Source organism: Micromonospora ureilytica (assembly GCF_015751765.1).
Classification (GTDB): Bacteria; Actinomycetota; Actinomycetes; order Mycobacteriales; family Micromonosporaceae; genus Micromonospora; species Micromonospora ureilytica.
Genome location: NZ_JADOTX010000001.1, coordinates 2,796,282 through 2,815,553 on the forward strand (window position 1 = coordinate 2,796,282; position 19,272 = coordinate 2,815,553).

Consider the following 19,272-nt stretch of genomic DNA (forward strand, 5'->3'; position numbering starts at 1 on the left):
ATCGATGGGTGGACGGATCACCCATCTCGCCGGTCAGCAAGATGCATGGGCAGGTGAGCGGCGACGGAATGGCGCGACACCGCATGGCAAACCGCCGGATCGACGCCCACGGCGACCCACCCCGGTGGACATACATCAGATGTACGGGGGTGGGACGGCCGAACTGGTCGCGCACCGGCTCCGACGAGCACCCCGACCAGGTCGGTTGCCACGACCAGTGAGCAGGGCCGGTCCGACCCAGCGGCGGTCAGGTGAGGTGCGGAAAGTCAGCACCTCACGCTGACTGCCGCTCGGCGCCGCCGACCGGTGCTCGCCATGATCAGCAGACCAGGGATGGCACCGAGCAACCAGACCGCGAACAGCGGCCAGTGGATCAGCGCGCTCACCGCCCCGCGGATCCGCGGGATCTCCCCGACGGTGTACGACGCCTGCTGATCCCAGGTCCGGCAGGACAGCGAATAGGCGCCGGGCACGGACACGGCGAAGGCGGCGACCCAGGCGTAGGAGGCGAAGTCGCCCCCGTAGTCGCCGGGCGCGATGGTGACCACCGTCGCCGATACGACGACCTGGTCAACGCCGGTGACCTGACAGTCCGGATCGTGCGGCGCGGAACCCACGGCGAAGATCGCGTACCGGCCGGCCGCCGGCAGCCTCAGCTCGCCCGACTGGCTGGCCGGGGCCGCATACGGTCCGACCGCTCCGTACTCGACCGAGTCGTGCAGCACGGTGCTTCCCTCCGCACCGAACTGGACCGTCGCCTGCCCGAGCAGGGCGCCCACCATGGCGACGATCGCCCCGGTGACATAGCCACGTCGGGTCGCTACGTGGTCCGGCCGCGCACGGCCACGAGCGAGCAGGTGGCCGACCGCCGCGCCGCAGACAGCCAGGAGAACGCTCCCGAATACGCTCCGCCACGGCGCCAGCCCGGTGAGCGGGATGACCCACAGGTAGACCGCCGCCGTCGTACCCACGAACACCGCGCTGATCAGCGTGGCCGCGACCACCGCCGCGACCAGGGCCGAGCCGGTACGACGGGGACCGCTGCGCCAGGTCCACTCCGCTGCCACCACGGCGGCGAGGACGGGCGCCGCCCCCACGGTCCACCACAACGCCGCGCCAATTGTGGGGTCATCCTCCCACCGATGTGTCCACTCGAAGAACACCAGCGGGACCGGCACCGTCACCAGCAGCCACACCGCCAGCGCCACCGGTCCGGGAAGCGACCGCACCACCATCCGCCAGGTCGCCGCTCTCATGGACTGATCATCGAGCAACGCTCCGATCGAGCACAGTGGCTGGCGTACACAATCGGGTTGTTCTCTGCCGGCGCACGGGTGACCATGGGCGGCATGGCGGAAGGGCGGCGGTGAGATCGCCTCTTCAAGGTGGGCTACCACCGGGCGGCGCGGTGGTGGTCGGGGCCGTGGTGGAGATCGCCTGCGACGAGTCGGGCTTCTCCGGCACCAACCTGCTGCACTCGACCGCCCCGGTGATCACGCACGCCAGCGTCGACCTGGCCGTCGACGAGGCGGTCGCGCTCATCACCGCCCTGCGGTCCGGGTTCCGGTTCGCGCCGCACGAGCTCAAGTCCGGCCGGTTCCTGCGCGGCTCGGGTGCGGAAGAGGCACTGGAGTGGTTCCTCGCGGCGGTGACCGGCCGCGCGCACGTCCACCTCATCGACAAGGAGTTCTTCCTCGTCACCCGCATCGTCGACTTCCTGCTGACCGAGCCGTCGTACGCGGCGGGCACCCGCCTCGCTCGCGAGCACCGTCCGGCCGCTCTCGCCCTGTACGAGGCCGGACGCTCTACCGGAAACGACTGGGGCTCCTTCCTGTCGGCGTTCGTCGACCTGGTCCGGATGAAGCGGCGACTTCCGGTCGACCAGACGGTGCAGCGGTTCTTCCAGGCCCGGGACACGCTGCGGCGACACGGCCTCGGCACGGTGGCCGACGCCCTCCTCGACCAGCTCAGCCCCAGCCACGTGCGGGCAGTGGTGGCCAGGCTCGACAGCGACGACCGCACGGTCCCTCCCCCGCTGGAACCGCTGCTGCCGGCGCTGGCGGAGACGGTCCTGTCCTGGAGCGGCGGCCAACGGCAGGTGCTGGTGACCCACGACGAGCAGAGCGCCCTGACGGCCGATCGGCTGACCCGCCTCCAGCGGGTGTTGGCCGACAACAGCGAGGCGCCGACGGCCGGCAACCGGGCTGGGGCGTTGCCGAACGCTGCGTCACCCCTGGCGGGGCTGGTGATGGTCGACTCCCGCGACGATCCGCGCGTGCAGGTCGCGGATCTCCTCGCGGGAGTGGCCCGGCGGATGCCCGGCATCATCGACGACGCGCTCCGTCAGCCGCCGCCGGCTCCCGCAGGGTGACGGGCAGCCGAGTCACGATCGGCACGGGCTCGGAGGGCTTGCGTGGTCGCCGAGTCAGCGGGAAAGAACGCCTCGACGGCCAGCCCGGCGACTGTGACATCCCGCGGCGTGCCGAAGAGGGTCGTGGTGCTGACGAAGGACAGCTCCTGGTCACCGTGCCGGTATCGCAGCGGGACGAGAACACGTGAGAGGACATCGCCGGCCGGTGTCGTGTCGACGTCGCCACCGGGATAGCCGCGCAATTCCTCGCGCAGGTCGTACAGGATCGGGTCGTTGGTTGACGTCGCCTGCTGGTGCAGCCGTTTCAGCAGGTGGGCACGCCACTCGGGCAGATTGACGATGCGCGGTGCCAGGCCGTCGGGGTGCAGGCTGAGGCGCAGCACGTTGATCGGTGGGGTGAGCAGGTGCGGCTGCGCGTCCATCGTGAACAGGGCGACGGCAGGGTTGGCGTCGACGAGGTGCCAGTGCTGGTCCACGAGCAGCGCGGGATACGGGCGGTGACCGTCGAGGATCTGTCGTACGGCGGCCCGCACCGGCGCCAACTCGGGGTCGCTCAGTTCGTGGCGGGGGTACGCGGGCGCGTAGCCGCCGGCCAGCAGCATCATGTTGCGCTCGGCCAGCGGCATCTCCAGGTGTTCGGCCAGCCGCAGGATGAGGTCGGGGCTCGGCCGGGATCGCCCGGTCTCGACGAAACTCAGATGCCGGGTCGACACTCCCGCCTCGATCGACAGGTCGAGCTGGCTCATTCCACGAGTTCGGCGCCAGTCACGCAGCAGATCCCCCACTGGTCGCCCCGGCCGGGTCGAGATCATCACTCACCGACCCTAATTCCGCGCCGGCACCCAGGCCATTACCTGCGAGGTAATCGACAGCCCACCACGACAGCGGCAATAGTGCTTTCGACACGGCCGATCCGGCGCCGCGACGCGGCGGCCCACGCCGCCCGCCACCACCGCGACCCCGGGCAGAAGACCAGACGCAAAGGACAGGCAATCATGACCGCGTACGCGCTCGCACACCTCCGCAAGGCACCCATCCACGCCGACGTGCTGACGTACCTGGAGCGAATCGACGCCACCCTCGCGCCTTTCGCGGGCCGGTTCATCGTCCACGGCGGCGCCATCGACGTCCTGGAGGGCGACTGGCCCGGCGACGTGATCGTCATCGAGTTCCCCGACCTGACCCAGGCCCGCTCCTGGTACCGGTCCAGCGCCTATCAGGAGATCAAGCCCCTGCGGACGAGGCACCTCACCGGCGAGGTGACTCTCGTCGACGGAGTCGAGCCCGGCCACGACTCGTCGCAGCTGGCCGCGACCATCCGCCGCGCCACCGAGCGTTGACGTCCTCTCCGCCTTGAAGGGCGGAGATTCCGGTCTGCTACACCCCCGAAGGGGCAAGCTCCCGGCGGGTTACCGCTTCCCTGCGCGGTGCCGGCACGGGTGCCGGTCTTACCTGCGCTCCACGGTCGCTGAGGTCCGCCCGTCCGGCGGCCCTGATGTTCCTGGCGGCGTTCACGTCTCGGTCGTGCAGGCTGCCGCATGGGCAGCCCCACGTCCGAACGTTGAGCGCCATCTTGTCGTTGATCCGGCCGCAGTCCGAGCACATACGCGTCGACGGGAAGAACCGATCTACCCGGGCAAAGGTACGCCCGTACCGGGCGGCCTTGTACTCCAACATGGCCGCGAACTGCGACCACCCAGCGTCATGCACCGACTTCGCCAACCGTGTCCGGGCGAGACCGGTCACGCACAGGTCCTCGACGAACACCGCTTGGTTGTCGCGGATGATCTGCGTCGAAAGCTTGTGCTGCCAGTCCCGCCGGGTGTCGACCACCCTCGCGTGCGCGCGGGCGACCTTCCGGACGGCCTTGCCGCGGTTGTTGCTGCCCCGCTGCTTACGGGACAAGCCCCGCTGCAACCGGCGCAGCTTACGGGCTGCACGCCGCAGGAACTTCGGCGCGCTCACCTTCGCCCCGTCGGACATCACCGCGAAGTGCGTCAACCCCAGATCGATGCCGACCTCCGAAACCAGCTCGGGCAACGCCTGGTCGGCGGTCTGCACCACGAACGAGGCGAAGTGCCGACCGGCAGCGTCTCGGACCACCGTCACCGACGTCGGCGCAGCCGGCAGCTCCCGCGACCAACGGACCTCCACGTCGCCGATCTTCGGCAGCCGCAGCCGACCATTGTCGAGGACCTTGAACCGGGCATTGGCGGTGAACCGGACAGCCTGCCGACTGTCCTTACGGGACCGGAACCGGGGAGCGGCGACCTTGCCACCCTTGCGCTTGCCCGACAGCGAGGCGAAGAAGGCGCGGTAGGCGGTGTTCAGGTCCGCGAGGGCCTGCTGCAACACCACCGACGACACCTCGCCCAGCCACGCCCGCTCCGGGGTCAACTTCGCCACCGTAACCCGCTTGGACAACTCGGCGTCCGTCGGATACGACAGGCCAGCCTCGTGTGCTTCCTGCCGCACGCGCAGCCCGTCGTTGAACACCACCCGCGCGCACCCGAACGCCCTCGCCAACGCCTCACGCTGGACGCCATCCGGATAGAGCCGGTAGTTGTACCGAAGCAGCACGGGATCGAATCTAACACCGGTCTATGGTTGACCTCGGAGACATCCACACCGGTAGACACTGCGTTTCGCGTTACACGCCCACTTGGTCTTCATGACCAAATGCCGGCACCGAGTCTTCTCCAACCAACACCTCAAGCGGATGGAGGAGATCATGCGGACCGTGTGCGCCGACTTCGAAGGCGAGTTGGTCGAGTTCAACGGCGAAGACAACCACGTCCACCTGCTGGTGAACTTCCCACCCAAGGTCGCCTTGGCGAAACTGGTCAACTCCCTCAAAGGTGTGTCCAGCCGGCGGCTGCGCCAACAGTTCCCTGACGTCGCCCGCCACTACTACCGCGCCAACCGCCTGTGGTCAGCGTCGTACTTCGCCGGCTCCGTCGGCGGTGCACCCCTGAACGTCCTGCAGCAGTACATCGAGCAACAGAACCATCCGACCTAGGGCACGACCGGGCCTTGACGGCCTCCCACGCGGGCTGGTGCACCGCCCTGAAGAGCGGTGCACCAGCCCGCATTCCGGTAGCACATGACCCTCGCCCGCCAGGGTCGACGCACGAGCGCCGTCCCGAAGAACCGGATGGCTCGCCGCCCTCAGGGCACCCTGACACCGGTCAACCGGCCGTAGTCTCATCGGATGACGGACATCCAGACGCACACACTGGTCATTCCCGGCGTCGACCTGGTCTATGACGTCCGCGGCCCGCTACCCCCCGCTGGCGCCCACCGTGCGCTGCTCATGATCGGCCAACCGATGACGGCGGAGGGCTTCACCGCGCTCGCCCCGCACTTCACGGACCGCACGGTCCTCACCTACGACCCGCGCGGTCTGGGCCGCAGTGTCCGCAAGGACGGTCGGTCCGACCACACGCCGCAGCAGCAGGCCGCCGACCTGCACGCGCTCGTCGAGGCGCTCGACGTCGGTCCGGTCGACGTGATCGCCAGCAGCGGGGGCGCGGTGACCGCACTCGAACTGGTCGCCACCCACCCCGACGACGTGGCCACCCTGGTGGCGCACGAACCGCCGATCAACGCCGTGCTCCCCGACGCAACGGCCGCCGAACGCGCCCGAGCCGGCTTCTACGACGCGTACCAGGCGAAGGGCTCGGGTGCGGGGATGGCCGCGTTCATCGCGATGACGTCCTGGCAGGGCGAGTTCACCGATGCCTACTTCGCCCAGCCCACCCCCGACCCGGCGATGTTCGGCATGGCCGCCGACGACGACGGCAACCGCGACGATCCGCTGCTGTCGCAGAGCTCGTGGGCGATCACCGACTACCGCCCCGACGCGGGTGTGCTCACTGCCGCGCCCACCCGCATCGTGGTCGCGGTCGGCGAGGAGTCGGCCGGAACGTACACCGCTCGCACCGCCCTGGGCCTCGCAGCGCTGCTCGGCCAGGAGGCCGTGGTGTTCCCGAGCCACCACGGCGGGTTCCTCGGCGGCGAGTTCGGCTACGCGGGCAAGCCCGAGGAGTTCGCCGCGCGGCTGCGGGAGGTGCTGGACGCCGGCTGACCCCTGCTCAAACGAGCAGGAGACCGGAACTCGTGCAGGTGGCCCGACCAGCCGTATGGTGAGAGGCGGAGACGACGATCAGCCGTCTTCGATTGAACGCCACCCGCGGCGGTCGAGGAGAACGAGATGATTGATCTGGCTTCCGTCGGCGCAATCGTGGGTGTCCTGCTCGTCGGTCTCGTGGTCCTGGTCCGCAAGCCGGCCGACACCCGGTCGGTACTCAGATGGTCGGCCCTGGCGATCACCGTGCTGGTGGCCGCCGCGCTGACCCCCTTCACCGTGGACGACTCGGGCGCCGCCGCCACCTATCTGCTCGGCGTTCCCGTTGTCACGGCGCTGCTGCCCGTTCTCGCGCAGCGGATCGGTCGGCTGGCCCTGGTCGCCGATCTGGTGGCCGCGCTCGTCCTCACCGGATGGGGTCTGCTGCTCGGGCTGGGCATCGGTGGCGCGTTCCTGCCGGCGGTGATACTCCTGATCGCCAGCGCCGCGGGCACCTGGGCGCCGCGACCGTCCACAGCCGCGTGACCGGGTGACTCGCCGTCAGCCGTCCGGGGTGAACAACCCCTGGACGCCGACGATGATCGCGATGAGGCCGAAGATCGCGAGCAACAGCCGGACGCCGGTGGCACCGTCCGACCGCTCGTCGCGCGGTGTCGACCGCCCGGTCAGCCGGCCCCACAACAGGGCGAGCCCCACACCGATCCCCACCACCTCGAAGTGGAACACCCGGGGCCCGGACACCAGGTGGACGATGAGGTAATAGCCGCCGGTCACCAGCGCCACGAGCCCGACCACCCACGCGATCGGGGCGGCCCGACCGGCGAGGCGGCCCAGGTCGTCACCGACCCGTGGCAGCAGCCGCAGCACCGCGACGGCGAGCAGGAAGCCACCGACGATGTTGGCGAGGTCGAGCAGCAGAGCCATAATCACGAGGAGTCTCCGTCGATCGGGTGATCAGCCGGTGGGAGCGTACCCATGGACCCGGTCGGTTGAAACGACCCGGACGGCACGCTCCCGGCACGCACCGCGACGGACTTCGGGCTGGGCCCCTCAGCGTTTGCAGCGCCACACCAGCGGCCGCCACGCCTCGTTCTCGTGGACGGCACCGACCACCGTCAGACCGTCGTCGCTGATCGCTTCGGCCGTGTACGTGCCCGCCTCGGTCGCCCGCACCTCGGGCCGGCCCGGCAACCGGCGGGAGGTGCCATCCGGGGCCACGACCAGCGGCGCACCGTCGACGACCAGCACCTCACCATTGCCGGCGACGCCGCTCGCCCCCGGGAAGGGCAGCAGGCTCACCGCTCCGGTGGCGAGATTCCACAGCACCGGCAGCATCTGCACGAGGCTGTTGCGCCGGCCGCCGGGAACCATGCCGATCGCCCATTCGCCGTGCGCCGAGTCGACCGACGCCCGCGGGTAGCCGTCGGGCACCGCCAGCGCCGCCCCGACGCCCTGCGGCGTCCACCGGTAGGGTCGATCGCCCACCGTGCCGACGATCGTGCCGTCCTCGGTGATCCCGGTCGCAGACGATCCCCGTTGGCCGACCATCCGGTACTTCTGGGGCTGGTCCGTCGACCACAGCACGGCCTGGTGCGAGTCGTCGGACCTGCGGGCGGTCCCGACGATGTCGCCCCGGCCATTGACGGCGTGCACGAGCACCGCGTCGTAGCCGGTCGGGGTGGCCAGGAAGCGCAACTTCCCATCCCGGTACAGCCAGCCGGTGCCATCGCCGTTGGTGCCGACCACATCGCCACTGGCGTTGACCGCGGCCGCGTGCCGCGCGGCAGCCGGCAGGACAACCGGCCGGCCGTCGGTCCACCGCACGACCCGCCCGTCCTCCTGCCCGGTTCCGATGTCACCGACGATGTGCCGCCCGGTGGGGTCGACTCCGTTGGCCACCGCGACCGGACCGCCGACCGGCTGCGACAGCCACTCCGCCTGGCAGGTGACCGGCGGGCGCGGAGCGGCCGACCCGGTTTCGGCGGGTGACACCGCGAGCGCCGACGTGGCAGGAGCCGGCGGGCTGGCGGTCCCCCCAACCTGAACGGCACCCACGGCGCCCACGACACCGACCCCGGCGAGCACCGTCAGCGCGGCGATCCCGCCGACGCGCCGACGCTGGCGGCGACGCCGGCCGTCGCGGACCGCCCGGCCCAGGTCGACCCGCGACTCGGGTACCGGCACCGACCGCAGCAGCTCGGCGATCCGCTGATCGTCCACCGTGGTCATCTCGGACTCCTCACTGACATCTCGGTGACGTCGAGCACCTGGCGAACGGCCGCCAACGCCCGAGCCGTCTGCGATTTCACGTTGCCCTCGGAGCAGTCCATCGCGGCGGCCGTGTCGGCCAGCGACAGGTCGCACAGGAACCGCAGGACCAGCACGGTGCGCTGGCCGCGCGGGAGGCGAGCGAGCGCGGCGAGCAGGCTGTCCCGCTCGGCCAGGTCGTCATGCGGCGTCACCGGCGAGCGCTCCGGCTCCGGCACCCACCCCAGCAGCCGGACCTTCGCCCAACTCAACCGCTTCTCATCGACGAGCTTGTGCACAAGCATCCGATGCACGTACGCGTCGACGTTGTCGGCCCGGCTGACCCGGCGCCAGTTCACGTAGAGCGCCGTGACCGTCTGCTGCACCACGTCGTCGGCCAGATGGGCGTCGCCGCACATCAGGAACGCGGTCCGATGCAGGCTCGGCAGTCGCGCGGAGACGTACTCCACGAACTCACCCTCGGCATCCACCATCGAGGCTCCCTCCTCCGCAAGCTCGACGGGACCGGACGACCATCAGGTTGCGTCCCCGTCGAAGAAGGCGGGAAGCCCTAGCCGACGGCGGTGGTCAACCGGCGGACCGCCTCGGTGATGAGCTCCGGCGCGGTGGCCAGGTTCCAGCCCGCGTCCGGCTGAACGCCCCGGGCCACCGCTGATTCGTCCACTGTGGTTGTACCGGAAGGACTTTCCGACGCTATCGCGCATTGACCAGCGTCTTTGCGTGTGGACTCCGATCCGTTTCGGAATAAACGTCGAAAGAATGCTGCGGGCCGCTGGTTCGTAACCTAGGCTCCGGATTGCCCACACCGACGGCCCGCCCTCACGCCGTGCCAGCCACCGAACCTCGCACGCCGGCCATCGCAACCCTCGACGCCGATTGGAGTATTCGATGACCTGGCGTCCCACCATTGCCGCACTTGCCGGCCTGTGCCTTGCGGTCAGCGCCACCACACTGCCCGCCGGTGCTGCCGCCGCTGAGCATGTTAGCGCTCACGCCGCGCTCGCCGGCCCGCCCGGCGCACCGCCCGGAGTCTGCCCGACGGGGGCCAGCTACGGCTCACCGCTGCCGGCCGGCACCCTGACGGCTCCACGAATCCAGGGCGGGTTCACCTTCCTCGAAGGGCCGGTCTGGGTCGCCGACGGCGGCTACCTGCTGATGTCCGACATGGCCGGCGGCACCGGGCCGTACAACGTCCAGCCGTCGACGATCCGCCGGTTCACCCCGCCGGCGACCTTCGACACGTTCATCGCCAACTCCGGCAGCAACGGGCTGGCACTCAGCGCCGACGGCCAGCAGCTCGTCGCGGCCACCCACGACCAGCGGAACGTGTCCGCGTACCAGCTGAGCGACCAGGCCCGCAGCACCGTCGCACCGAACTACCAGGGCCGGGCCTTCAATTCGCCGAACGACGTGGCGGTCCGATCCGACGGCGTCGTCTACTTCACCGACCCCAACTTCCAGCGCGGCAACCGCCCGGACCAGATGAGCGGGCGTACCAGCGTCTTCCGCGTCTCCGGTGGTCAGGTGTCGCTGGTCGACGACCGGTTGCGCCAACCCAACGGCATCTCGCTCTCGCCGGACGGGTCCACGCTGTACGTGGGCGCCTACTCCGAGAACAAGATCTACAAGTACGCGGTCCAGCCGGACGGCAGTGTCGGTGCCCGCAGTGTCTTCGTGAACTACATCGGCGGCCCGGACGGCGGCACCATCGACTGCGCCGGCAACGTGTACTGGACCTCGGGCGGCGACTCCCTGGTCCACGTCTACTCCCCCACGGGCACCCAACTCGGCACCATCCGATCCGGCAGCTCCGGCACTACCAATGTGGCGTTCGGCGGCCCCGACCGGCAGACCCTCTTCGTCACGTCGGGTCGGTGGGGCGACTCCGGCCTGTACAGCGTGCGGCTCAACGTCCCCGGATACCCGTACTGAGCGACGGCTGGAGGGCGTGCCGCTCTCGTCGTAGCCCGACGTGGCGGCACGCTATCCGGCGGTCGCGGCAATGAACACCACCGCCCCGACCACCACCAGCGTGGCGGCCAGGAAGGTCTGCCGGCGGGCCCGACGCAACGTCTCCCGGACCTGCCAGGCGTGCGCGGTGGCGAGCAGCCAGCGCAGGTACGGGTCGGTCCGGGCGATGTTGCGCCGCGCGGTGGCGAGCCCGTCCCGGAGGGCGGCCTGCTCCTGCGGCGGGGCCGTCGGCAGGCGGCTGGTGATCTCCGCGGCGATCCGGCGGTGCCGCAGCAGGCCGTCGACGTCACCCGCGTACCCGCCGAAGTGGTACCAGGGCTCGGCCTCCAGTCGCTCGCGCAGCCCGCGCAGCTCCGGGCTGGTGAGCGATGCCGGCGTGGTCATCGGCGGGACGAGCACCTCGCTGGTCCGCCAGATCGCCCAGGCCACGCCGAGCAGCGTCACCAGCAGGCCACCGCCCGCCCACGCCGCGTGAGCCCAATCGGTGACCTTGCCGGCGGCGATCAACGGGCCACCGCCGAGCAGCAGCGCGCCCACCGCGCCGGCCGAGGAGATGATCCACCGTGCCGCCGCCCGGCTGTCCGCGACCGAGTCCAACGGGGACGGCAGTGTGTCCAGCCCGGCGCCGCTCGTCGGTGACTCCCCGGTCATCGGGCGTCGTCGCGGAAGACGACGCCCAGCGGGCCGTTCTCGTCGTCGGGCAGATCGGTGTACGGCACCCAGCGCTGGCCGTCGAAGAACTCCAGCTCACCGCTGTCGTTGATCCGCACGGCGTTGATCTGCGCGAGCTCCTCGGGATTGTCGGTCATGGATACAGTATCGGTCAGTCCGGCAATCCGCCCCGGGGTCGGGTCGGCCGCCGGCTGACCGCAGGGGGCCTCTGTGATCCGGTTGACCGTCAGCGCGACCGACGTGGTCCTGGCCGTCGGGGACGACCGGTGGCGACACCCGGTGGGGCCGGCCGATCAACGCGTGGCCGACCTGCTCTGGCGACTGCGCGGCGATCCTTCGGTGGAGCTGTCGTACGAGGTCGGCGTTGCGCTCGGCCGCCGCTTCCTCGACGCTCCCGGCCCGGCCCTGCGCGCGGAGCTGGCCCGGCCCGGTCGGCACCGGCTTGGCATCGAGGTCGTCGACAGTGCCCTGGCCGACCTGCCCTGGGAGACCCTGGTGCTGCCCGGCGACGACCTGCCGCTGGCGCTGCACCCGGACGTCGACGTCTGCCGGACCGGCCCCGACACACCGGTACCCGCGGTCCGGGTGGACGGCCCGCTGCGGATGCTCGCGGCGATCGCGAGCCCGGACGACTCCACCCAGCCGCTGCTGGACCACGAACGGGAACTCGGGCGGATCCTCGGCGCGGTGGAACCCGGGCACCGGCACGGGGCACGGGTGCGCGTCCTGGAGTGGGGTAGCGCCGCCGCGATCCGGGCCGCCCTCGCCGAGGAGCCGTTCCACGTTCTGCACGTCTCCAGTCATGCGCGCCCCGGCGCGCTGCTGCTGGAGACCCCCACCGGCACGGAGGATCGCGTGGACGCCGCGCGGTTCCTGGCCGAGGTGCTGCCGCCGGGTCGGACCGTGCCGTTGATCGTTCTCGCCGGCTGTTCGACCGCTCGCCAGGATCAACGGGAGTTGCCCGGGTTGGCCGGCGCGCTGCTGGCCCACGGCGCGCCGGCGGTGCTGGCGATGAACGGGACGGTCAGCGACGGGTACACCATCGAGTTCTGCGCTCGGCTCTACAAGCGGCTGGCCGCCCGGAGCGAGCCGGAGCTGCTGGCGGAGGTCTCCGCCGTACGCCGCGAGCTGGCACCGACCGCCGCCGAGTGGTGGATTCCGACGCTGTTCCTGGCTGACCACGGGCTGCGGCTGGCCGGCGGCCGGGACGGCGCGGCCGGCGCCCCGCCGCCCGGCCAGTCGGTCGTCGGGGACGGTGTGGTGCGCGCGCCCACGGACTTCGTGGGCCGCCGGGAGATCCTGCGCCGGCTGTCCCGGGGAAAGCTGCGGGTGCTCGTACACGGCATCGGTGGCATCGGCAAAACGAGCCTCGCCGCGGAGCTCGCGCAGCGGTTCCGCGACGCAGGCGGCGTCGTGGTGGCGACCCACGGCGACGCCACCGTCGACGGGATCCTCGACGAGCTGCGCCGCCAGGTGGAGAGCCGGTGCGCGGAGGTGGCCCCGGACGAACCGCTGCGGCGATGGCTCGTCGCCCTCGCCGAGCCGGGCCAGGACTGGCGCCGACGGCTGACGTCGATCGGCGTCGGCGGCCCGCCACTGCTGCTCGTCCTCGACAACGCCGAGGACGCCCTGGACGCCGAGCACCGGTTGGCCGACGCGGACCTGGCCGCGTTCCTCGCCGCCTGGGCGGCCCGGCACGAGTTGGTCGTGACCAGCCGGCACCCGTTTCCGGTCACCGGCCTCGAAACCTGCCATCTCGGTCCGCTCTCCTGGCAGGAGACCCGCAAGCTGCTCTGGCGGCTGCCAGGGGTCGGCCGGCTGGCGCCGGCGGAACAGCAGCGGATGTGGCACCGGCTGGGTGGCCACCCGCGCGCATTGGAATACCTCGACGGCCTGCTGCGCGACGGCAGCGCCCGATCCGACGAGGTGGCCGGCCGACTGGCGACGGCCGGCGGCGGCCGGGACGCCGGGCCGGCAGAGATCGGCGCGCCGCTGGCCGAGGCCGGCGCGCTGGCCGCCGAGGACGTGCTGCTGCCCCGGCTGCTCGCCCGCCTGGAGGCCGTCCCGGCGGCCCGCCGGTTGCTGCTCGGCGCGGCGGTGTACCGCACACCGGTAGACCGCACCGGCCTCGCCTGGCAGCTCGCCGACCCGGTGGACGGCGGCGACCCACCACCGGAGCCCGCAGGGCTGGACGAGTCGGTCGAGACCCTCGCGCACCTGGGGCTGCTCGCCCCGGTGACCGGAGGCCACCTGGTGCACCGGTGGACGGCGGCGAGCCTGCTGCGGATCGCCGGCCGCGACGCGGTGGCCGACTCGCATCGCCGGGCGGGCCGTTACTGGGGCTGGCGGGCCCGGTCCGGCAGCGACCAGCACGACTACATCCGTCGAACTGTCGAGGCGCGCTACCACCACCTGGCGGCGGGTGACACCGACGAGGTCGTCGCCTACTCCGAGCTGGCCTGCCAGGAGTTGCACGCGGCCGGGCACTGGGCCTGGGAGGAGAAGATCTGGCGGGAACTGCTGCCGATGGCGCCACCGGGCTCGGCGCGCGCGGCGAGTTTCCACAAGGGACTGGGCGACGTGCACCTCAACCGGGGCGAGTACCCGCAGGCGACCGAGCGCTACGAGGCGGCGCTGGCCGTCTACCGGGCTCTCGGCGACGACACCGGGGTCGGCAAGCTCCTGCACCACCTGGGCCTGGTCGCCGACAACCGGGGCGACCGGGCGACCGCGGACCGGCTGTACCAGGAGGCGTTGACGATCCTGAGCCGGCTCGACGATCGCGCGGCCGTCGCCCGGACCCTGCACCAGCTCGCCGGAATCGCCCGCGGCAACGGCGACGCCGAGCTGGCCATGTCGCGTTACCTGGAAGAGCTCGCGATCGTCCGGGAACTCGACGACCTGGACGGGATCGCGGCGAGCCACCACCAGATCGGCGTCCTCGCCTTCGAAGCCCGGGACCTCGTGAAGGCGGAGCAGTGCATCGAGGTGGCGATCACCACCTACGGGCGGTTGGGCGTCCGGGTCCAACAGGGCAGTGGCCTGGTGATGCTCGGGCGGATCGCGCTCGCCCGCTTCGCCTACGACATCGCCGAGTCCCGGGTCCGCGCCGCCCTGAAGATCTTCGAGGAGGTCGGCAGCAACGGTCACATCGCGGAGTGCACGCTGCTGCTCGGTCACCTCTCCCGCGACCTCGACGACCTCGAATTCGCCGAGAGCTGCTTCGCCCGCGCCCGGACGATCGTCGCGGCCCTCGGCGAGGACCCGCTGCTGCGCCGCTGCGACGAACTGCTCGGCTGCGTCCGAACCGTCCTCGGCCGGGCTGCCGAGGCGGTGCCGCACACACTGAACGCGATCGGTGGGGACGACGAGCCGCCGCACCAGTCGGCCCTGGAATGGTTGGCCGTGCAGCGCCTGGAACTGGGTTTGCCGGCCTTCTCCGACCTGCTGGCCCGGCACCTCGACCCCCGGCGGGCGGCGCAGCGGGTCGAGTGGGTCGAGTCGTACCTGCGGTTCCGGTTCGACGGTTCGCACCCGACCCCGCTGGGCAGCGGATACGTCCTGCTCGCCATCGCGGCCGCCCAGGCGGGCGAGTTCGGCACCGCCCGGATGTGCCTGCTGCGGGCGTTGCCGATCTGCGCGGCCGCCGGCTACCGGGCGGGGGTCGCCAAGTGCCATGAGGACCTCGGCCGGGTGGCGCTGGAAACGCGCCGGCTGGCCGAGGCCCGGTCCCGCTACGAGCAGGCGCTGGAGGTCTACCGGGTGCTATGCCACGAGCCCAACCAGGCCATCGTCCTGCACCAGCTCGGCCGGGTCTGCGAGGAGCAGGAGGATCTCGTCGGCGCGGACGGTTTCTACCGCCGCTCCATCGCCATCAAGAAACGGCTGGGGAACCGGTCGGGTGTCTCCAACAGCACCTTCCACCTCGGGCGCGTGGCCGGTCTGCGCGGCGACCGGGCCCTGGCCGAGCGGTGCTACCGGACCTGCCTGCGGATCGACCGCGAGCAGGGCAGCTGGGAGGAGGTGGCGCTGGACCAGGTCGCGATCGGGCAGCTGCGCGTCGAGCAGGGCCACCCCGCGGAGGGGATCCCGCTGATCGTCGAGGCACTGAGCATCGACCGGCAGATCGGGTCGACGAACGCGGCGCTCGACCTCAACGCGCTGCGCGAACTGCGGGCCGGGCTCGGCGACGAGGCGTTCACGGCCATCCTCACCGACGCCTTCGGCCCGGCCAGCACCGCCGAGGTGCTCGATCTGATCGCGGTGCTACCGACCGCGGCGGAGCCCACCTGACCCGCCGCCACCGTCGCTGGGCCGCTGGCAGAACGTCTTCTGCCAGCGCGGCCCAGCGACCCCCCACCAACAAGCGGCGGCCGGGCCGGGGCGGTCCCGCCGCCGCCGACCGACACGCCAGCCAATGCCGCGGCGGGAGGAGCCCCCGTTGTGCTCCTCGCGGAGCTGACCCCTCCCACCGATGACTTCCCCCCGGGCTCGGCCGGCCGGACCGCATGCTCATCCGGCGCGCAACGGGCGTTGAGCCGATCGGGTTCGCACTCAACGCACGTTGCTCCAAACAGGAGCGAGCATACGCTCACGTTCCGTGCAGGTGTCAACCTCTGTTTCGCCGCGTAGCGCATCTGCGACACTGTCGTTTAGGCGGCTGGAGGGTGAAGAATCATGGTTGACGATCGACACGCAGAGCAGGAGCTGCCATCCCTCGACACGCTGGCCGCGAGGTTGGAGTACCTCTTCGACAAGATCCGCCCGACGCCCGACGAGCTCAGCGACTCCGACGAGCCGGGGCGCAGATACACAAACAAAGAAGTCGCCGACAAGATCAACGAAGTGGCGGCCGATACGGGTGTGACGATCAGCGCCGCCTACATCGGAGAGTTGCGCCGTGGCGTGGCCAGCGATCCCCGCACCTCGCACGTCCGCGCCCTGGCCGCAGCCTTCGGGGTCAACTCGGGCTACTTCGTCGACGACGCGGCAGCACGCCGCATACAGGACCAGATCACCCTGCTCAACCAGTTGCGCCAGATGGATGTCAAGCGGGTGGCTCTGCGCCAGGTGCTGGCCGACAACGGGCTCTCCGCGACGGACACCCGGCTCATCGAACAGATGGTGGCCCGACTGCGCGCCGTAGCGGCAGCTGCCGGCACTGGCACGACCAGTTCCACACCGGCCGATCGCGGCTGAGCATGCAGATCCTTCGGTGGCAGTACACCGACGAGCGGGAGAACGCTGACGTGAGGTTGCACCGACTACGCAGGCGCTGCGAGCAGCTCGTCGCCGAGCTTGAGGTGCCCGAGCCCTTCGACATCCAGAAGCTGTGCGACGTCCTCGGCGAACGGCGTGGCCGGCCCATCCACCTGGTGCCGCTCAGGCTGCCGGCACAGACCGTGTGCGGGATGTGCGTGCCAACCGGCGACTTCGACGCCATCTTCTTCGAGCAGGACACTTCGCCGCTGCACCAGTTGCTGATCATCGGTCACGAGTTGGGTCACCTGCTCGCCGGCCACCAGGCGACCGAGGTGCTGGACGCGGACGCCTCCCGGCTGTTACTACCGGACCTCGACCCGCAGCTGGTCCAGCGCAGCCTCGGTCGAAGCAACTACGCCGCCGACGAAGAACGCGAAGCCGAAATGATCGGTTCGCTGCTCCTCCGGCGGGTCCGCGGCAACCGCAGCGACATGGATGACGCGCCGTTGCACGGCGAGGACGTCGAGCTGTACGGCCGACTGCGGCACTCACTCGAACATCCCCACTGGTAAGGCCGAGATGGACACCGTCCTCTACGCCGTGTGCGCCGTAGCCGGCTGGATCGCCCTCGGGTACATGGTGCGACTCCAGCGCCGGCATCCCAGCCAGGCCCGCCGCGCGATCTGCTTCGGTCTCGGGGCGTTCGCCGCCGGGATCACTGTCGCCATCCCGCCCATCGCGACCGCGATCGACCAGGTATCGGGGCTGCCCAACCTGGCCAAGGTCATGGCCCATGCCGGCGCTCTGACCATCTCGGCGAACGCCGAGATCATGCTCCTGCACTTCGCGCTCCCCCCGGCGACGGCCGCCGCCCGGGCCCGCAAGTGGATCTGGGTCACCGCGTGCGCGTTTCTCGTCATGCTCGGCCTGTTCGTCTACACACTCACCTACGACGATCCGGTGCTCCTGACGGTCGAGTACGCGACCGACCCCGTCGTGACCGCGTACCTGCTGATCTTCCTGTTGCTCGGCTTCTTCGCCTACTGCTTCGACATCACGCGACTGTGCTGGAGCTTCGCGAAGATCTGCGGGCGGCCCTGGCTGCGCCGTGGCCTGCGCATCACCGCAATCGGCGCCGCCTTCGCCCTGCTCTACAGCACCAACAAGATCGGTTATCTCGTCGCCTACTGGGCCGGCTACCAACCGGCCGGCGAGCGGCAGATCGCGGCGGTCCTGGTGACCATCGGCGCTCTGCTCATCACGATCGGCCTGACCATGCCGGCGTGGGGGCCCACCCTCAAGGTCACCCGCCGGTGGGAGGACTACCACTCCTACCGACGACTCGAACCACTCTGGCGCGACCTCGTCGCGGCGTTTCCCGAACTCGAACTCGACCCCACCCTGCGCCGACGCCCGGCAGCCGTCCGCGACACCGACTACGCCCTGACCCGCCGGGTGGCCGAGATCCGCGACGGCCGCCTGGCGCTCCGCCCGTACATGGAGATCAGTGTGACGGCGCTGGCCGCACGGTTCGCCGAGCAGGCCGGGCTGACCGCCGAGGAGCGGCAGGCATCCATTGAGGCCGCCCACCTGGCCTGCGCCCTGCGTCGCCATGGCGCCGGTCTGGTGGCCGCGAACCCGCAGCCCGCCGACCAGCTGCACCGCCCGGACGGTGGCTACGCCGGTGAGGTCGCCTGGCTGACGCTCGTCACCGAGGTCTACGCCCGCTCGCCGGTGGTCGCGCGGACGATCGCCGCGACCCGAGAACGCACTGCCCCGGGCGCCCCGCATCCCACCGCTGGAGACGCCCGCCGATGAGAGCCCGCTACGACAACCTGACCCGTACCCGTGCTCTCGACCCGGAGCGCGACTACCTGGCCATCTACCAGACCATGCTGCGCCACGAGTTTCCGTGGGACATGAAGCTCGGGCTCAACCTCGCCTTCAACAGGTCGTTCTCCGTCCCCGCCATCGCGAAGGTGCACACCACCACCGGTGAGCTGACCGAACGCACTCAGAAACGGATCGACGACACCGGCCTGCTGATGTACGAGATGGTCCTCAACGGCTTCGAACAGCCTCGGGGCCGCGACGCGTTGCGGCGCGTCAACCAGATCCACCGTCCGTACGACATCAGCAACGACGACTTCCGCTACGTCCTCGGCTGCCTGGTCGTGGTCCCCACCCGCTGGTTGCAGGAGTACGGCTGGCGCCCACCCTGCTGCCACGAACGCCACGCCACGTACCTGTTCTACCGGGAGCTCGGCCGACGGATGGGCATCACCGACATCCCCGGGTCGTACGACGAGTTCGAGACCTGGTTCGACGCGCACGACGCCGCTCACCTGCAACCCAACGAGGACGCGGCGGCCATCGAACGAGCCACCCGCATGCTGATGCTCACCCGGATCCCCCGGATGCTCACACCGCTGGGAAACGCACTGGTCAGCGCCATGTACGACGCGCCACTGCGGCGCGCAACGGAGGTCGACACGCCGGCCTGGCCGGTCCGGGCGGGTTTGCACATGGCCTTGAAGACCCGCTCGCGGTGGCAACGCTGGTGGGGAACGCCGCGGACGACGGCGTTGTTCGCCGACGGGATCAAGGCCAGGAGTTACCCCGACGGGTACGACATCAACAAACTCGGCCCGCACCACGAATAGCACGTCGGGGCACACGGGGGGCCGCGGTCCGCCGACTG

Annotated in this window: 18 protein-coding genes and 1 pseudogene; 11 read left to right on the forward strand and 8 right to left on the reverse strand. The window is 70.8% G+C overall.

Annotated elements, in window-relative coordinates; translation table 11 throughout:
- Positions 1-266: 266 nt before the first annotated feature.
- Positions 267-1,256, reverse strand: a complete 990-nt coding sequence (locus IW248_RS12480) for a hypothetical protein (RefSeq protein WP_231396287.1) — start codon at positions 1,254-1,256, stop codon at positions 267-269.
- A 110-nt stretch (positions 1,257-1,366) separates the two neighbouring features.
- Here IW248_RS12480 and IW248_RS12485 point away from each other — a divergent pair, with 110 nt between their 5' ends.
- Positions 1,367-2,371 (forward strand): hypothetical protein, encoded by a 1,005-nt coding sequence (locus tag IW248_RS12485; protein WP_196927120.1) that lies wholly within the window; start codon positions 1,367-1,369, stop codon positions 2,369-2,371.
- On the opposite strand, the gene IW248_RS12490 is transcribed toward IW248_RS12485, so the two are convergent.
- On the reverse strand, positions 2,344-3,183 hold the full coding sequence (locus tag IW248_RS12490) for a helix-turn-helix domain-containing protein (protein ID WP_196930156.1): 840 nt from the start codon (positions 3,181-3,183) through the stop codon (positions 2,344-2,346). The two genes, IW248_RS12485 and IW248_RS12490, sit on opposite strands and share 28 nt — an antisense overlap.
- A gap of 183 nt (positions 3,184-3,366) precedes the next feature.
- Here IW248_RS12490 and IW248_RS12495 point away from each other — a divergent pair, with 183 nt between their 5' ends.
- Positions 3,367-3,711, forward strand: a complete 345-nt coding sequence (locus tag IW248_RS12495; protein WP_196927121.1) for a DUF1330 domain-containing protein — start codon at positions 3,367-3,369, stop codon at positions 3,709-3,711.
- A 37-nt stretch (positions 3,712-3,748) separates the two neighbouring features.
- Here the strand turns inward: IW248_RS12495 and IW248_RS12500 are convergent, their stop codons facing one another.
- Positions 3,749-4,951: an RNA-guided endonuclease InsQ/TnpB family protein gene (locus tag IW248_RS12500; RefSeq protein WP_196927122.1), complete on the reverse strand. Its 1,203-nt coding sequence runs from the start codon at positions 4,949-4,951 to the stop codon at positions 3,749-3,751.
- A 23-nt stretch (positions 4,952-4,974) separates the two neighbouring features.
- Here IW248_RS12500 and tnpA point away from each other — a divergent pair.
- The 3 genes and pseudogenes from tnpA (at position 4,975) to IW248_RS12515 (ending at position 6,983) form a co-directional block, all read left to right on the forward strand.
- Positions 4,975-5,390: pseudogene (gene tnpA, locus IW248_RS12505) on the forward strand (IS200/IS605 family transposase).
- A gap of 192 nt (positions 5,391-5,582) precedes the next feature.
- Positions 5,583-6,458, forward strand: a complete 876-nt coding sequence (locus IW248_RS12510) for an alpha/beta fold hydrolase (RefSeq protein WP_196927123.1) — start codon at positions 5,583-5,585, stop codon at positions 6,456-6,458.
- Positions 6,459-6,584: 126 nt separating this feature from the next.
- Positions 6,585-6,983, forward strand: coding sequence for a hypothetical protein (locus IW248_RS12515; protein ID WP_196927124.1), 399 nt, complete (start codon positions 6,585-6,587; stop codon positions 6,981-6,983).
- 15 nt (positions 6,984-6,998) lie between these two features.
- Here the strand turns inward: IW248_RS12515 and IW248_RS12520 are convergent, their stop codons facing one another.
- The 3 genes from IW248_RS12520 to IW248_RS12530 form a co-directional block, all read right to left on the reverse strand.
- A complete protein-coding gene (locus IW248_RS12520) occupies positions 6,999-7,382 on the reverse strand; it encodes a hypothetical protein (protein WP_231397130.1) in 384 nt (127 codons plus the stop codon).
- A 126-nt stretch (positions 7,383-7,508) separates the two neighbouring features.
- Positions 7,509-8,687 carry a hypothetical protein gene (locus IW248_RS12525; RefSeq protein WP_196927126.1) on the reverse strand — a complete coding sequence of 393 codons (1,179 nt, stop codon included), beginning with the start codon at positions 8,685-8,687 and terminating at the stop codon, positions 7,509-7,511.
- A complete protein-coding gene (locus IW248_RS12530) occupies positions 8,684-9,199 on the reverse strand; it encodes a SigE family RNA polymerase sigma factor (protein WP_196927127.1) in 516 nt (171 codons plus the stop codon). Before IW248_RS12530 ends, IW248_RS12525 begins: the two co-directional genes overlap by 4 nt.
- A 415-nt stretch (positions 9,200-9,614) precedes the next feature.
- Here IW248_RS12530 and IW248_RS12535 point away from each other — a divergent pair, with 415 nt between their 5' ends.
- Positions 9,615-10,658: an SMP-30/gluconolactonase/LRE family protein gene (locus tag IW248_RS12535; protein WP_196927128.1), complete on the forward strand. Its 1,044-nt coding sequence runs from the start codon at positions 9,615-9,617 to the stop codon at positions 10,656-10,658.
- A gap of 51 nt (positions 10,659-10,709) precedes the next feature.
- On the opposite strand, the gene IW248_RS12540 is transcribed toward IW248_RS12535, so the two are convergent.
- Together IW248_RS12540 and IW248_RS12545 are read right to left on the reverse strand one after the other, a co-directional pair.
- Positions 10,710-11,348 (reverse strand): hypothetical protein, encoded by a 639-nt coding sequence (locus tag IW248_RS12540; RefSeq protein WP_196927129.1) that lies wholly within the window; start codon positions 11,346-11,348, stop codon positions 10,710-10,712.
- Positions 11,345-11,506, reverse strand: coding sequence for a hypothetical protein (locus IW248_RS12545; protein ID WP_196927130.1), 162 nt, complete (start codon positions 11,504-11,506; stop codon positions 11,345-11,347). The genes IW248_RS12540 and IW248_RS12545 overlap by 4 nt, the downstream gene beginning before the upstream one ends.
- Positions 11,507-11,579: 73 nt before the next feature.
- Here IW248_RS12545 and IW248_RS12550 point away from each other — a divergent pair, with 73 nt between their 5' ends.
- From IW248_RS12550 to IW248_RS12570, 5 genes are all read left to right on the forward strand, one after another.
- Positions 11,580-15,662 (forward strand): tetratricopeptide repeat protein, encoded by a 4,083-nt coding sequence (locus IW248_RS12550; protein WP_196927131.1) that lies wholly within the window; start codon positions 11,580-11,582, stop codon positions 15,660-15,662.
- Between the two features lie 384 nt (positions 15,663-16,046).
- Entirely contained in the window at positions 16,047-16,568 is a 522-nt protein-coding gene (locus IW248_RS12555) for a hypothetical protein (protein ID WP_196927132.1), read from the forward strand.
- A 2-nt stretch (positions 16,569-16,570) separates the two neighbouring features.
- On the forward strand, positions 16,571-17,143 hold the full coding sequence (locus IW248_RS33040; protein WP_231396288.1) for an ImmA/IrrE family metallo-endopeptidase: 573 nt from the start codon (positions 16,571-16,573) through the stop codon (positions 17,141-17,143).
- 7 nt (positions 17,144-17,150) lie between these two features.
- A complete protein-coding gene (locus tag IW248_RS12565) occupies positions 17,151-18,389 on the forward strand; it encodes an MAB_1171c family putative transporter (RefSeq protein ID WP_196927133.1) in 1,239 nt (412 codons plus the stop codon).
- Positions 18,386-19,234 (forward strand): oxygenase MpaB family protein, encoded by an 849-nt coding sequence (locus IW248_RS12570; RefSeq protein WP_196927134.1) that lies wholly within the window; start codon positions 18,386-18,388, stop codon positions 19,232-19,234. Before IW248_RS12565 ends, IW248_RS12570 begins: the two co-directional genes overlap by 4 nt.
- Positions 19,235-19,272 lie beyond the last annotated feature (38 nt).